The organism is Campylobacter sp. 2018MI01 (assembly GCF_018501205.1).
Taxonomy (GTDB): domain Bacteria; phylum Campylobacterota; class Campylobacteria; order Campylobacterales; family Campylobacteraceae; genus Campylobacter_E.
On record NZ_JAHCZE010000045.1, the window covers coordinates 1 to 14,290 of the forward strand.

A 14,290-nucleotide genomic window follows, 5' to 3' on the forward strand; every position below is an offset into this window, starting at 1 on the left:
CCATAGATTTGCTGGCAATATCAGCAAAATTTCTTCTTGTCTTATTAAAAAATATAGATACAAACAATACCCCATTTATAAAAAATTCACAAAATACAAACACTAAAGCTCTATTTAAAGATTCTGTAAAATTAGGAGTATCAAAATGTTCGCAATTTACAATTTTTGTCTTTGTAATCATATTACCAAAAGTTGCACCATACATATAAAAAAATATAAGAACATAAAAGAATTTAATAATAAAATATGCTTTTACATAGCGAAATAACAATATATTTAAATTGATATAATCTTCGTTATTTATTAAGGTTCTTATTTTAATTATTTCTTCATCATTTATAAAATATATCATTAAAATAAAGATAAGAATATAGCAAATTATAAAATCAGCCACAAAAGCAATAAACCTAGCAACAATATCGGCTAGTTGTTTATCTTCTTTTTCAAGCTTTTCTAATATTTTATCATCCATTTAAAACCCTAAACATAAATCCCCAAACAAGCGTTAAATTTCAAGGTCTTGTAACCTAAAAAATAGTGGAAGAAAAGCATTAAAGGCTGCAATTCACAATTACTTGCATCACAGAACACGGTTGCTTAAACTTAATCACATAAAAAAATCTGTTAGACCGAATATATTAAACCCGCGTTGTCTAGGGTAGTGTAATTTTACATAAAAAGCTTAATGAATTTTTACTTACCCAAGCAAAACTCAGAAAACATTGCATCAAACAATTCATCGCTTCCTGTTTTTTTACCAAAAAGAGATAATTTATTTAAACTTTCATTTAAATAATAAGCACAAATTTCAAGCTCATTAAAATTATCTATAGCTAAATAAATATTCTCACTAGCACTATAAAACGCACTTATTAAATCAGTATTTGTTAAAACCAATTCATTGTCTAATTGAGAATTTAAATAATTTTTTAATTCAAATTCTAAAGCTTTTATATCATTATTTAATGCTGATATTTTAATACCTTCTAAAGTATTTACTTGAGCTAAGTCGCTTTTATTTTGAACTATAAAATATTTTTTACCACTATTTTTAATGTATTCTAAAAGTTTTAATTCATCTTCTAAGCATTCTTTTGATGAATCAATTAAAAACAATACTATATCAGCTTTATTAATAGCCTCATAGCTTCTTTTAATGCCTAATTCTTCTATCAAATCATCACTTTGTCTAATTCCTGCAGTATCAACTAATTTTATTAAATGTCCGTGATAGTTTAAATACTCTTCAATACTATCTCTTGTAGTTCCTGCAATATCACTAACTATTGCTCTATTAAATGATAATAAAGCATTTAATAAAGAGCTTTTACCTACATTTGGTTTTCCAATAATTGCTAGGTTAAATCCTTCTATTAAGCCTCTTTTTTTCTCACTTCTAATTGCAATTGTTTCTAATTCTTTAGCGTTATTAAGTAGTTTTGCTTTAGCATTTTCTAAAATATCTTCAGGCAAATCATCATCAGCATAATCAATTGCGGTTTCTAAATAAGCTAAAGTTTTAATTAACTCATCTTGGGTGTTAGTGATTAATTCTTTAAAAGCTCCATCTATATTCTTAGATATTATTTTTCTTGCATTTTCACTCTTTGCAGCAATTAATTCATTTATTAAAAGTGCTTTTTCTAAACTCATTTTATTGTTTAAGCAAGCTCTTTTGCTAAATTCCCCTGCTCTTGCAAATCTAGCACCTAATTTATTTAAAATCATAAGTATATTTTGTGCGTTTGTAAAACCGCCGTGAATTTGAAACTCTACGCAATCTTCACCAGTAAAAGAAAAAGGGGCTTTAAAATAAATTATAATGCCTTCATCAACAAATTCATTTTCGTAAAATAGTTTAAAAAAGTGAGCATAGCGGGGATTATTTTTTAATTTTTCTGCGTTTTTTTGACTTAATAATTTTGATGCTATTTCTAAAGCTTTTTCCCCACTTAATCTAATAATACTAATAGCACCATTTCCACTAGCACTAGCAAGTGCTACTATTGTGCTATTCATTGTTTTTTAAATTCTCCATAAATTGCAATGTATCTTCCTAAAGAACTATCCTTTATAACTATATTTTTATGAGAAAATTCTTTTAGTAATTCTTCATATACTAGATTTAATAAACTTGTTTCTAATGGTCTTGTTTGGGCCTTACCTACTTCATCAATTTTTGTCTTTACTTCGCTTAAATGCTTTTCAAGATTTTCTCTTAATTTAGCAAGAACACCACAAATCTCAACTCTTGCGTGAAGATTGTATTTAATGTTTATTAGATGATTTACAATAGTATCTAGTGCTTTGTATTTATGTGCGTCTTTTCCTATTAAACTTTCATAAGAATTTGCAATAAATTCTACATTTACACTATTTTCATTAGCTGGAGTTACCACAACATCTCTTACATCAAAATATTCACTACAAAATAAATTTTTTAAATCTTTTGCAATATCTTCAATAATATTAATTTCAATTTTTTTCTTAACTTTTACTTCAATTATTGCATCTTTTTTAAAAAAACCTAAAAAACCAGCTTTTGGCAATTGAATTATTTCATACTCTAATTCTCTAATAGAGCAATTAGTTTCCTTAATTGCTCTATCAATAGCACCTTCTAGTGTTTTATCAACTATTTGCATTTTTTCCTTCTTTATTAGCAAAAATTTTATTTACAAACCATTGTTGAGCTAGTGAAAATGTATTATTTACACACCAATACAATGTAAGACCTGCTGGGAAATTTATAAAAAATATCACAAATACTAAAGGTAAGAATTTCATAATCTTAGCTTGTGTAGGGTCTTGTATAGTCATAGGAGTTATAACTTGTTGTAAAAACATAGTAGCACCCATATAAATTGGTAAAATATAATAAGGATCATGTATTGCTAAGTCATTAATCCATAAAGCCCAAGGAGCAGCCTTAAGTTCAATAGCATTTAATAATACCCTATAAATTGCAAAAAATATTGGAATTTGAATTAATATTGGTAAACATCCGCCTAATGGATTTGCCTTATGTTTTTTATAAAGCTCCATCATATGCATTTGCATTTTTTGTGGATTACCTTTATATTTTTCTTGAATTTCTTTAATTTTTGGAGCTAAAACTTTTAATTTTTGCATAGAAACCATACTTTTATAAGTTGGATATGTAAGACAAATTCTAACAACTATCGTAAGAATAACAATAGACCAACCCCAATTGCCTACATGTGAATATATAAAACTTAAAAATGCAAACATTGGTTTAGCAATAAAAGTAAACCAACCATATTCAACCACATTTGTAAGTTTTTCATTAACAGCTTCTAAAATTTTATGCTCTTTTGGACCAATATAAGCATTAAATGTATCATTTCCGCTAGCTACAACATAACCAACTGATAAATCTTTGTGATTTTTAACAACTACCTTAAATGGCTTTTCAAAATTGTAAAATGTGCTTGTGTAGTATCTATCAGAAAATGCAGCTATTATAGAATCAGTTTCAACTCTTTCATCATTTGATTTTATATCTCCATCTTCATAATCTACTTTAGTATCATCATTTTTGTAAATCATAGCACCATGAACTGTTAAAGTATCTGCTAAAACATTCGGACGCTCACCTGGAGTAATAACATAATCTCTTAATTTATTATCGCTAAAAGTAATTTTTACTTGATAAAAACCATTTTCTTTGAATGTTATAATTTTATTAACAATTACACCATTTACATCTTTACTTAAAACTAGCTCTTCACCAATATTTACACTACTTTTATTTGCTTTAAAAGTTGTATTGTTAAATTCTTTATTAAATTCACTATCATAAAAAACCATAGATAAAGGATATAAAGTAGTATTTTTATCAACTAAATTAATAGCTTCATTTGTTTCATTTAAAAATCTTTCATCTTTTAAAATAAAACTACTAATTTCTCCATTTTCATTGATTTGAACATCAAAATGCTCATTATTAACACTAGCAATAATATTATTTGTTTTTATTGCTTTAATATCTCCGATATTTTGAGTTTTTGTTTGTATATTACTAACTTCTTGCTTTTGAATTTGTTGAGTATTAGTAACAACTGGTTTAGGGATTAAAAAATCATAACCTATAAAAAAAACCATAGATAAAACTACAGCAATTATAATCCTTTTTTGTTGAGACATATTATCAAACATATTTTTCCTTTATTTGAATATTACTTTTACTATATAATAAAATTGTTTATCTTTTGGAACAAAAATCATTTTAAGTTTTTTTATCTTATTTTGATGTGTAAAAAGCATAATAGGTTTATGTTTAATTTTAATTATAGGATAATCAAAACCACCTACAAATAATTGATTACATTTTAAAATTCTTAAAGCTGTTAAAAAAAGTGCTTTAAAAAAATTATTATATTGAAGTTGAATAATCGCATATTGAGAGCAAGTTGGATAATATCTACAAGATTTAGGCTTTAAAGGACTTAAAAAATATCTATAAAATTCAACTAATTTAACAGCTAAATACCTAAACATTTTATTCCTTTAAACACCCCAACCTTTTAAGACTCCACTTAATATTCTTTTCTAATTCAAAATAACCTAAATCACTAAAACCTTTTTTTGCTACAAATATGTAATAACCGCTACTTATATTTGGATAAAGCTGTAAAAAAATAGCTTTTATTAATCTTTTAGTTCTATTTCTTACAACAGCACATCCTACTTTTTTACTTGCGATTACTGCAATTTTTTTAACTTCGCTTGGTTCGTGATAAATAACGCAGTTTTTAGCAAACCATTTTGAACCAATTTTATAAAGTCTAGCAAAATCTTTAGAATCATTTATGCTAGAAAATTCCTTTAGATTGCTAATCTTCTTCTACCTTTTGCGCGTCTTGCATTGATTACTTTACGACCATTTTTAGTCTTCATTCTTACACGAAATCCGTGAGTTCTCTTGCGAGGTGTATTGTGTGGTTGATAAGTTCTTTTTGGCATTTTTCTTCCTTAAATAAAAAAATTAAACGCATATTCTATCACAAATAACTTAATTATTTTTAAGTATTTTTGATATAAAATAAATTTTATGGATAAAAATACATATTTACATTACTTAAAATTATTCGGATTTTCCTTTTACAACGATAAGTTAAGCGTTAATAAAAACTACAATATAAAAGATATAAAAAATTGCAAATTATGCAATTTATACGAAAGTAAAAATAATTTTTATACAAATAAAGTAATTAAATCAAATATTTTCATACTAAGCGATATTGGTTTTAATGACAATGATGCTGAATATTTTAATAGTATTTTAAGCAATAATTTAAATCTTAATTTAAATAATGTATATATTACAAATATAGTAAAATGCTCAAATCAATATAAACAAGAAAATATTTTAAAGTGCTATCAGTATTTTTTAAATGAACTTTTAGAAAGTGAAGCAAATATTATAATTTTATTAGGAGAAAATTTAATAAATATATTACAATTATCAAATTTTAATATTGGAGATATTATTTTTTATGACTTTTATGGTAAAAAAAGAAAAGTTTTGCTAAATTACAGCTTTAGCTTTATTAAAAAAAATCCAAGTTATGAAAATGATTTTATAAATAACTTAAAAAAAATAAAGGAATAATTATGAAAAAATTATTAACAACAATGTTAATATGCTCAAATCTTATTGCTGCCAAACAAGAATTAGTCAAAATTGAGCCAGCAAAGGTTTTTTATGTTAATTACGAAAAAGAAAAATGCTCTGATGAATGTCTAAAAGACTTATTATACAAAGGTCTTTATATAAGCTATATAACAAGATTTAATTCTAATGATGAAAAACTAAATAACATTTATGTAAAACTTCTTAATGGAATTGAATATATTGATTTACCTAAAAAACAACAATTAAACACAATTAAAATAGCTTTAGTTATACCAGAAAAAGTTGTAAAATCTTATTCTAGTAATATAATTTCTCCTGCACTTGCATATCTTATGAAACAAAATGATAATGTATATATGAAAGTATATTTTACAGGAGATGAAAGTGAAACTAATATAGCTCCTATCATAAGCCAATTACACGATTATTCACTAATTATTACAGGATTTCAAAAAAACGGCATTAATGTATTAAACAAAAGTATTACAAATATTGCAGTATTTAATCCATTAGCAAAATCTAGTGATTTTGATAATGTAAATTCTAATTTTACATTTGGTAGCATAGATTATCAAGAACAAGTTGCAAAACTAATAAATATTTCAAATAACAAAATAGCTGTATTTAAAGATGATAGCTTACTAGCAAGTAAAATAACTGATAATATAAGAGAACAAAGCAATATAATTTCTCTTAAAACTATTGAAAAGAAAAATCTAAATGTAAATTCGGCTTTAAGTGATGCTTGGAAATTAAATAATTCTAGCGTATTTTTTAATATACCATTAGTAAAAACAACTCTTTTGGCAACACAAATAAGAGCTTTAAGTATTAGACCGAATAAATATTTAAGCACTCAAATTAATTATCATCCAATGTTTTTAAACCTAAGCCAAGAAAACGAAAGGTCTATGTTTTATTTTGCTAATTCAATAGGCGAAATTGATGAAGAAATAGAGTATATAAATGATTTATTAGGGCAAAAAATAGCTTATAACTGGATAGCTTATTCAACTAGCGTTGGATTAGATTACTACTATCACGAGCTATATTCAAATAAAAAAGATAGATTATTTAAAGATAATTTTATAGGTAATTCAATACATTTTAATGTAAGAATTATGAATGCTAAACAATCAAAATTTAGCGAACAAAAATAAAACTAAGAATTTAAATTCTTAGTTTTAAGTAATTTTATAAAGATAATAAAGCAATTCTTACTGCGTTAGTTGCTGCTCCAACACGAATTTGATCAGCTACACACCATAAATGTAAAATCTTAGGGTTATTTAAATCAACTCTAATTCTACCAACATAAGTTTCATTTGTATTGCTTGTAAATAAAGGCATTGGATAGCGTAACTCTTCATTTTCACTATCTTCATTATGTGCTTTTGTATTTGGATTATCCATCAATACAACGCTTGGAGCTTTACTTAAAATCTCTCTTACTTTTGTTAAATCTACATTATTTTTAAAAGTAATTGTAATACTTTCGCTATGACTTCTAAGTACTGGCACTCTAACGCAAGTAGCACTAATTTGCATTTTTTTATTCATAATTTTTTGAGTTTCATTTACCATTTTTAGCTCTTCTTTTGTATAGCCACTATCAGTAAATACATCAATTTGAGGAATTAGATTTAATGCTAGTTGATAAGTAAATTTTGATGGTTTAATTTCTTCAAAAGCAAATACTTTTTGAAGACCTTCCATAAGCTCACTCATACCTAAATTCCCTGCTCCACTTGCCGCTTGATAAGTGCTAACATCAACTCTTTCTATATCAAATACATCATCAAGTGGTTTTAATACTTGCACCATTTGAATGGTTGAGCAATTTGGATTTGCAATTATTCCTTTATGTTTTTCAAAATCACCAGGATTACATTCAGGCACTATTAAAGGCACATCATTCATCATTCTAAAATAACTTGTATTATCAATAACCAAAGCACCTTTATTTGCTGCAATTTTTGCATATTTTTCACTTATACTTCCACCCGCACAAAAGAATGCTATATCAACATCTTCTTCATCAAAACTATGCTCATCTAATTCTTCTATAACATAAGTTTCATCACGCCATACAATCTCTTTACCAGCACTATTTTTACTAGCTAATAATCTTAGTTCTTTTACTGGAAAATTGTATTCATTTAATACATTTAATATTTCTTCGCCTACAGCACCTGTTGCACCAATGATTGCAATATTTTTCATTTCACTCTCCTAAATTGTATTTTTGCATTTTTTCTCTAAAAACTTTTTCGCTCATTGAAATTAATTTAGAAGCTGCTTTTATATCCTTTTCTTGCTTTAAAGCTTCTTTAATTAATTCAAATTCTAAGTCATTTATATTATTTTTATTATTATTAGTAAAATTAAGTCTTAAATCACTATCTTTTACTATATTTTCATCGCTTAAAATTGCAGCACTTTCAACAATAGAAATCAATTCTCTTATATTTCCAGGATAATTATAATCATTTAATACTTTTATAGCTTCTTTGCTAAAAGTTTTTTCCCCTAAATCATACTCATTACAAATTCTATTTAAAGTAGCATTAGCAATTTCTATTATTTCATCTTTTCTTTGTCTTAAAGGCAAAATATCTAGCATAATTGTATTTAATCTATAAAATAAATCTGCTCTAAATTTATTATTTTTAATATTATCTTGTATGTTTATATTACTAGCACTTATAATTCTTACATCTATATTAATTAATTTTGTGCCACCTAATCTTTGTATAGTTTTTTCTTGTAAAACTCTTAATAACTTAGCTTGAATACTAGCACTCATTTCGCCTATTTCATCAAGAAATAAAGTGCCTTCATTAGCTAACTCAAATAAGCCTAATTTATTAGAATTAGCGTCTGTAAAAGCTCCTTTTTCATATCCAAACAATTCACTCTCTATTAAATTTTCAGGGATAGCAGCCATATTAATAGCTATAAAAGGCTTATTTGCTCTTTTACTATTTTCGTGAATAAATTTTGCAAATACTTCTTTACCAACTCCACTTTCACCGCTTAAAAATACACTTACATTTGTTTTAGCTGCTTTTAAAGCTATTGTTTTTAAATTCTCAAGTTCTTTTGATGAACCTAAAAATCCATTTTGTTTTACTGGAATTTCTTTTTTAATTTTATTAGCTTTTTTTTCTCTAATAATTTTTGCTCTATTTATTGCTTCATATAATTTATCCAAATCAAATGGCTTTGTTAAAAAATCTTTTACTCCAAGTCTTAGTGCTTCAATTGCTTTATTTAAAGTTGCATTTCCTGTAATAATTATAAACTCAGCACTAATTTTTTGTTCTAAAGCTGTTTTTACAAACTCAAATCCGTCCATTTTAGGCATATTAATATCACTTATTATTAAGTCAAAACTATCATCTAATTCTTTTAAAGCATCAATTGGATTTTTATAAGTTTTTAATTCATAATCATCACTTAATGATAATTCTAAGGATTTTCTCATATTAATATCATCTTCAACTATGGCTATTTTCATACCTTATCCTTTGTGTAAATCAATATTTTACCTTGAGCAAGTTCTGCTTTAAAATAAATTGGCAATAATCTTAAATGAGTTTTTATACTTGCTTTAAAATTATTGACATCAACATATTCACTCACTATCGCTTTATTAACACAATCTATTAAATTTGTTTGTTGGTCTTTTAAACTATCATAAATATTAGACTTTGTAGCATTAATCTCACAAACATAAGTATATCTTGCTTTTTTATCAATACTCATTGCTCTACTTAAGTGAAATTCTTCGTTAGTTAGGACTAGATTAGTAGTACTTAATCTAGCCCAAAATATATAATCAGGATTTGTAGCGTTTAATAATCCTAAAAAGCTAATTAATATGAGAACAATTCGTTCCATTTATATTTATCAATTTTTAGTTCTAATTCAACCGTATAAAGACCATCTTTAAATCCTTCTCCGGTAATGTTTGCATTTTTAATAAGTCCATTAACATATGTTGTAATTAACGAGCTTCTAAGCATTGCATCTTTTACATTTTCTCTAGAATTTACTCTAACCCCATAAAGTTTGCCAGCTAATTGACGATAAGCATCAGCTAATGCTGCTCTTTTTGCAAGTGCTAATGCTTGAGCTTGCGAAACTGTGTTTTGAGGTGGAATTCCCTCTCCTACCGAACTAAAAATCATAAGTCTTACTGCTTCTTCTTCAGGACTTAAAACAGGCTCTTGATAACTTGCTTTTTTATAAGCTGTTTTTTGAGTGTTATTTTCTACTTGAACTGTTGTTTCTTTTTTTTGTGGAACACAAGCACAAATAAATATAGCTAAAGCGATGGTGCCTAATCTTTTCACGATTTTTCCTTTAAATAATTATTTAATTGCTTCAAAGCAATTATTATTCCTTTTCTTTAAATAGCTTGTTATAATATGAAAAATAATCTGTTGTTTTGCTTAATTGCTTAGAAATATTTGAATAAAAATTTATTTCATCAATTTGATTATATTCTAAATTATTATCCAATTCAGCTATTTTCTTTAAAGAAGAACATTCATATAAATATAAGTTATTTTTTAATGCAACCATCACACTACCAATAGCCCAAGTTCTACAAAATTCTCTTAAATCATTTCTATTTGGAGTTAGTTGTTTTTTAGCGTATAAATTCGCTGCTAAAACATTAGTATCAAAATATATAAAATTGTTATATTTATTTTTAATACTATCATATATTTTTTGACTAGGAGCTATTAATAATGTATGTTCAATATAATTATTAAAAATTACTCTATCGCCTATTTGTGGAGTTAATATAGGTAATGGTAAAGCATCTTGTTTTAAATCAGAAAATGTATATAGCTCTAATTTAATATTATTGTTCTCATTATTTACAAAACTAGCTCTAGCAACAATTATAGAATATTCTCCGATATCTTTAATAACAATAGCGCCATTTTTTAAATTATTTTCATCATATTTTGCATCAACTATATGAGCATAAGCATAGCCATTATCAATCTTGTCAATAACAGCATTTATAAATTGATTAGCAAATGCAAAAACCGAAAAGCATATTAAAATAAAAGTTTTCTTAAACATATTATCCCTTTAAAATTAAATTACTAAATTATAAGCAAAAAAAAGTAAAATGTCTGCCTTATTTTGGAAATTTTATCATATTTTAAAGGAAAATAATGCGAAAAATCATATTAGTTTTATCTATTTTTTTAAGTTTAAATTTATTCTCAAAAGAATTAAAAATGGAAGAATTAATAGAGGAAATAGGCGAGAGTTATTTATTTTGCTTACAAAAAAATCAAATTCCATTAAGCAAATATCATAATCTGGTTAAAGAAGATAAAGAACTAACAGCAGAAATCATAGCTGGGGTTAAATATCAAATATTAAGAGATGAAAATGATAATATAGAGCAAATTTTAATACCAATAAGCGAAACTTTACAAATACAAATATATAAGGATTTAGAAGATAAATATGCTATAACATTTACTCCAATTACTTATAAAGTTGAAGAAACAAGTTTAACATTTAAAATAAATAAATCAGTATATCAAGATATTATAGATAACACTCAAAATTCTAGATTAGCAAGCGCTCTACTTAGAGCATATGCAGGAACGATTAATTATACAGGAATGAAAAAAGATGATAGAGTGGTAATCGTTTATTCTCAAAAAAGAAGATTAGGTAGAATTTATGGAGATGCAAATATAAAATCAGCTATGATTGAAGTTAATAAAAAGCCTTATTATATATTTAAATATGGAGATAATGATTTTTACGATGAAAACGGAAAACAATTAGAAACATATACTTTTATATTGCCTGTTGGAAATGTTAGAATTAGTTCTCCATTTAACCCAGGTAGATTTCATCCTATTTTAAAAAAATATAGAGCCCATCTAGGAATAGATTATGCAGCACCAACAGGAACACCAGTAAAAGTAGCAGGTGCTGGAAAAATAATGTTTAGAGGAGTAAAAGGCGGATATGGAAATGTAGTTCAAGTAAATCACTCAAGTGGCTATATGACTTTATACGCACATTTAAGCAAATTTGGTAAATACAAAATAGGAGATAGTGTAAAACAAGGTCAAGTAATTGGCTATGTAGGAACTACAGGTCTTAGCACAGGGCCGCACTTACATTTTGGTATGTATAAAAACAATGCAGCAATTAACCCAGCAACAGTTGTTAGAGTTGCAAAAGATGGTCTAGTAGGCAAAGAAAAGCAAAAATTTGATTTAATAACTAAAGAATATATAAGTGAAATTAAGCATATATTAGAAAGTAAAATAACTCCTATAAAAGAAGAGAATTTTGAAAATATTGTGGAGCTTAATTAAAATATGAAAAATACAGCAGTAGCTTTTGAAATAATACAAGATTTTTTAGATGAAAAAGATGTTAGCTACGCTGAATTATTAGAAGCCCTAAAAATAATAAAAAATGATGATTATGAAGCTTATGAAAACATAATAAAAAGTCTTGATGATGAAGACTTAGGAAATATCGCAACGCTAATGCCTGAACATATGTTAAGCGATGTTTTGAAATTATCTTCAAGCAAAAAATTAGCTTTAGCATTAGGCGAATTAGAAAGCGATGATGCAACTGATTTAATGCAAAGCATTGAAGAAATTGATGATGAAAAAGCAAATAGAATTTTTTCAAATCTTAGTAAAGACGAACAAGATGATATTTTATTCTTAAAACGCTACGATGATGAAAAAGCTGGTGCTTATATGCAAACAGAGATTTTTACCGCAAAGCTTAGTGATACTCTAGAAAGTGCTATTAGCAAATATAAAGAGCTTAAAAAAAGCGAAGAAATAGAACATATAATCCAACTTTTTATAACCGATGAGAATGAAAAATTAATTTATAGTTTGCATGTAGGAGATTTAATTTTATATGAATTTAAAGATACTTTTCAGCAAATTCTAGATAAAAATGAAGATTTAGCAAAAGATTTACATTGTATTAGAGATTACGACACTATAAATGATGCTATCTCTATGGTTCAAGACTATGATTTAAGTGTAATTGCTGTAGTTGATAATAATAATAAATTATTAGGAAGAATAACTTATGATGATATACACGACTTAATCCAAGACTATGCAACAGAGCAAATGTATAACTTTGCAGGGGTTGGAGATATTGATAGTGAAGATGAAAATACTATAAAAGCAGCTAAAAGTAGAGCTAAATGGCTTATTGTAAATCTAATTACTTCGTTAATTTCAGCCCATGTTATCGCAATGTTTTCTGATGCAATAGAAAAGTTAGTAGCACTTGCAGCTTTAATGCCAATAGTTGCATCAATGGGTGGAAATACTGGCTCACAAGCACTTGCCGTAACTATTAGAAAACTTGCTTTAGGTGAATTAAGTTATGAGAATTCAAAACATATATTATTAAGAGAAATTGCTATTTCGTTTTCAAACGCAACGATTTTTGCCATTGTGTTAGGAGCTGTTGCGTATTTTTGGTTTTCAATCCCAATGCTAAGCCTTGTGATATTTATATCAATGATTTTAAATTTAGGTTTTGCAGGTTTAATTGGCTCATTAATACCTTTGGTATTAAAAAAATGTGGATTTGACCCTGCACTAGGTAGTGCAGTTTTGCTAACAGCAACCACCGATGCTTTAGGATTTTTTAGCTTTTTATTGCTTGCTAAAATAATATTGCTATGATTTAATTTTCTTTTAACAAAAATATGTTTAAATTTAAGATTTAATTTTCAATAAAAAGGAGATAAAATGAAAATTTCAACAAAACTTTCGTTATGTATACTGATTAGTTTATGTATCTTAGGTATTAGCCTAATATTTATTTCTAACAAAGGAATGCAAGAAATTGATAACGTAACAACTAAAACAGTAGAAGAACTAGCAGTAAAAGATGCTAGAAGTGCTGCAAAAAGCATTGTATTTGGCTTTTATAATTTTTCTGAAAAATTATATAAAGACTTCGTAAAAGCTGGAGATGGACCTGAAGATGCACTTGAAAGCACAATTGAATATCTTCAAGGTATGAATTTAGATAGCACAAATATTAGATTTTTTGCCGTTAATTCAGATGGAACTTATTTAGTTCATTATCAACCAGAAAAAGTAGGGAAGAATTTAAAAGCAGATTTAGATGTTAAAGGCGAAAGCTATGTAGAAAAATTTGTTAAGAATGGCTTAGCAGGTGGTGGTTTTACAGAAGTTACATTCTTTGATAAGGTAACTAACAAAGATAGAAATATCATTACCTATACTAAAAAAGATAAAAATATGGATATTATCTATGGTTGCACAATAGATATGGATGTAACAAATCAAGAAATCGATGAAGTAGGTAAAATAATTGACGAAGTTATTAGTAGCTCAAATTACAAATTTACATTAGCAGCAGTTGTTATAGCGGCTATAATTTTAATATTAATGATTATCTTCGTAAAATTCCAAATCACTCGCCCACTAAATAATCTAACAGCTAAATCAAACGAACTTAGCAGTGGAGATGGAGATTTAACTAAAAAGCTAGATGATAAAGGTAATGATGAAATAGCTCAAGCTTGTAAAGCTATTAATATATTCTTAGAAAAAGTAA

The 14,290-nt window shown here is 26.3% G+C and carries 16 protein-coding genes and 1 pseudogene; 5 read left to right on the top strand and 12 right to left on the bottom strand.

The genetic code is table 11. The annotated features are described in order from the left end of the window. From KJQ97_RS07030 to rpmH, 7 genes are all read right to left on the bottom strand, one after another. A partial coding sequence (locus KJQ97_RS07030) for an RDD family protein (RefSeq protein WP_214120380.1) occupies positions 1-472 on the bottom strand: 472 nt, incomplete at its 3' end. Between the two features lie 221 nt (positions 473-693). Next, on the bottom strand, positions 694-2,019 hold the full coding sequence (gene mnmE, locus KJQ97_RS07035) for a tRNA uridine-5-carboxymethylaminomethyl(34) synthesis GTPase MnmE (protein WP_214120381.1): 1,326 nt from the start codon (positions 2,017-2,019) through the stop codon (positions 694-696). Beyond that, the gene (locus tag KJQ97_RS07040; protein WP_214116505.1) at positions 2,016-2,645 is read right to left on the bottom strand and encodes a Jag N-terminal domain-containing protein; all 630 of its coding nucleotides are present in this window, start codon (positions 2,643-2,645) and stop codon (positions 2,016-2,018) included. The genes mnmE and KJQ97_RS07040 overlap by 4 nt, the downstream gene beginning before the upstream one ends. Then, a complete protein-coding gene (yidC, locus tag KJQ97_RS07045) occupies positions 2,632-4,179 on the bottom strand; it encodes a membrane protein insertase YidC (protein ID WP_214120382.1) in 1,548 nt (515 codons plus the stop codon). The genes KJQ97_RS07040 and yidC overlap by 14 nt, the downstream gene beginning before the upstream one ends. A 9-nt stretch (positions 4,180-4,188) precedes the next feature. Next, entirely contained in the window at positions 4,189-4,521 is a 333-nt protein-coding gene (gene yidD, locus KJQ97_RS07050; protein WP_214116501.1) for a membrane protein insertion efficiency factor YidD, read from the bottom strand. Position 4,522: 1 nt separating this feature from the next. Then, a complete protein-coding gene (gene rnpA, locus KJQ97_RS07055) occupies positions 4,523-4,861 on the bottom strand; it encodes a ribonuclease P protein component (protein ID WP_350028220.1) in 339 nt (112 codons plus the stop codon). After that, a complete protein-coding gene (gene rpmH, locus KJQ97_RS07060; RefSeq protein WP_214116499.1) occupies positions 4,849-4,986 on the bottom strand; it encodes a 50S ribosomal protein L34 in 138 nt (45 codons plus the stop codon). Before rpmH ends, rnpA begins: the two co-directional genes overlap by 13 nt. 88 nt (positions 4,987-5,074) lie before the next feature. Here rpmH and KJQ97_RS07065 point away from each other — a divergent pair, with 88 nt between their 5' ends. Continuing rightward, on the top strand, positions 5,075-5,635 hold the full coding sequence (locus KJQ97_RS07065; protein ID WP_214120383.1) for a uracil-DNA glycosylase family protein: 561 nt from the start codon (positions 5,075-5,077) through the stop codon (positions 5,633-5,635). Positions 5,636-5,637: 2 nt separating this feature from the next. Continuing rightward, on the top strand, positions 5,638-6,819 hold the full coding sequence (locus tag KJQ97_RS07070) for a hypothetical protein (protein ID WP_214120384.1): 1,182 nt from the start codon (positions 5,638-5,640) through the stop codon (positions 6,817-6,819). Positions 6,820-6,853: 34 nt separating this feature from the next. Here the strand turns inward: KJQ97_RS07070 and KJQ97_RS07075 are convergent, their stop codons facing one another. The 5 genes and pseudogenes from KJQ97_RS07075 to KJQ97_RS07095 all read right to left on the bottom strand — a co-directional run bounded on the left by KJQ97_RS07075 (position 6,854) and on the right by KJQ97_RS07095 (position 10,762). After that, positions 6,854-7,882 (bottom strand): aspartate-semialdehyde dehydrogenase, encoded by a 1,029-nt coding sequence (locus tag KJQ97_RS07075; protein WP_214116494.1) that lies wholly within the window; start codon positions 7,880-7,882, stop codon positions 6,854-6,856. Between the two features lies 1 nt (position 7,883). Continuing rightward, positions 7,884-9,179: a sigma-54-dependent transcriptional regulator gene (locus KJQ97_RS07080; RefSeq protein ID WP_214120385.1), complete on the bottom strand. Its 1,296-nt coding sequence runs from the start codon at positions 9,177-9,179 to the stop codon at positions 7,884-7,886. Next, the gene (locus KJQ97_RS07085) at positions 9,176-9,562 is read right to left on the bottom strand and encodes a hypothetical protein (RefSeq protein WP_214120386.1); all 387 of its coding nucleotides are present in this window, start codon (positions 9,560-9,562) and stop codon (positions 9,176-9,178) included. Before KJQ97_RS07085 ends, KJQ97_RS07080 begins: the two co-directional genes overlap by 4 nt. Then, positions 9,538-9,846 (bottom strand): annotated as a pseudogene (locus KJQ97_RS10055) (lipoprotein required for motility); the annotation flags it as partial. The pseudogene KJQ97_RS10055 and the gene KJQ97_RS07085, both read right to left, overlap by 25 nt. 214 nt (positions 9,847-10,060) lie before the next feature. Continuing rightward, positions 10,061-10,762 (bottom strand): plasminogen-binding N-terminal domain-containing protein, encoded by a 702-nt coding sequence (locus tag KJQ97_RS07095; protein ID WP_214116480.1) that lies wholly within the window; start codon positions 10,760-10,762, stop codon positions 10,061-10,063. A gap of 95 nt (positions 10,763-10,857) precedes the next feature. Here KJQ97_RS07095 and KJQ97_RS07100 point away from each other — a divergent pair, with 95 nt between their 5' ends. The 3 genes from KJQ97_RS07100 to KJQ97_RS07110 all read left to right on the top strand — a co-directional run. Next, positions 10,858-12,030: a peptidoglycan DD-metalloendopeptidase family protein gene (locus tag KJQ97_RS07100; RefSeq protein WP_214120387.1), complete on the top strand. Its 1,173-nt coding sequence runs from the start codon at positions 10,858-10,860 to the stop codon at positions 12,028-12,030. A 3-nt stretch (positions 12,031-12,033) separates the two neighbouring features. Next, positions 12,034-13,386, top strand: coding sequence for a magnesium transporter (locus tag KJQ97_RS07105; protein ID WP_214120388.1), 1,353 nt, complete (start codon positions 12,034-12,036; stop codon positions 13,384-13,386). Between the two features lie 66 nt (positions 13,387-13,452). Further along, positions 13,453-14,290, top strand: an 838-nt coding sequence (locus KJQ97_RS07110; protein ID WP_214120389.1) for a cache domain-containing protein, incomplete at its 3' end; no start/stop codon positions are given.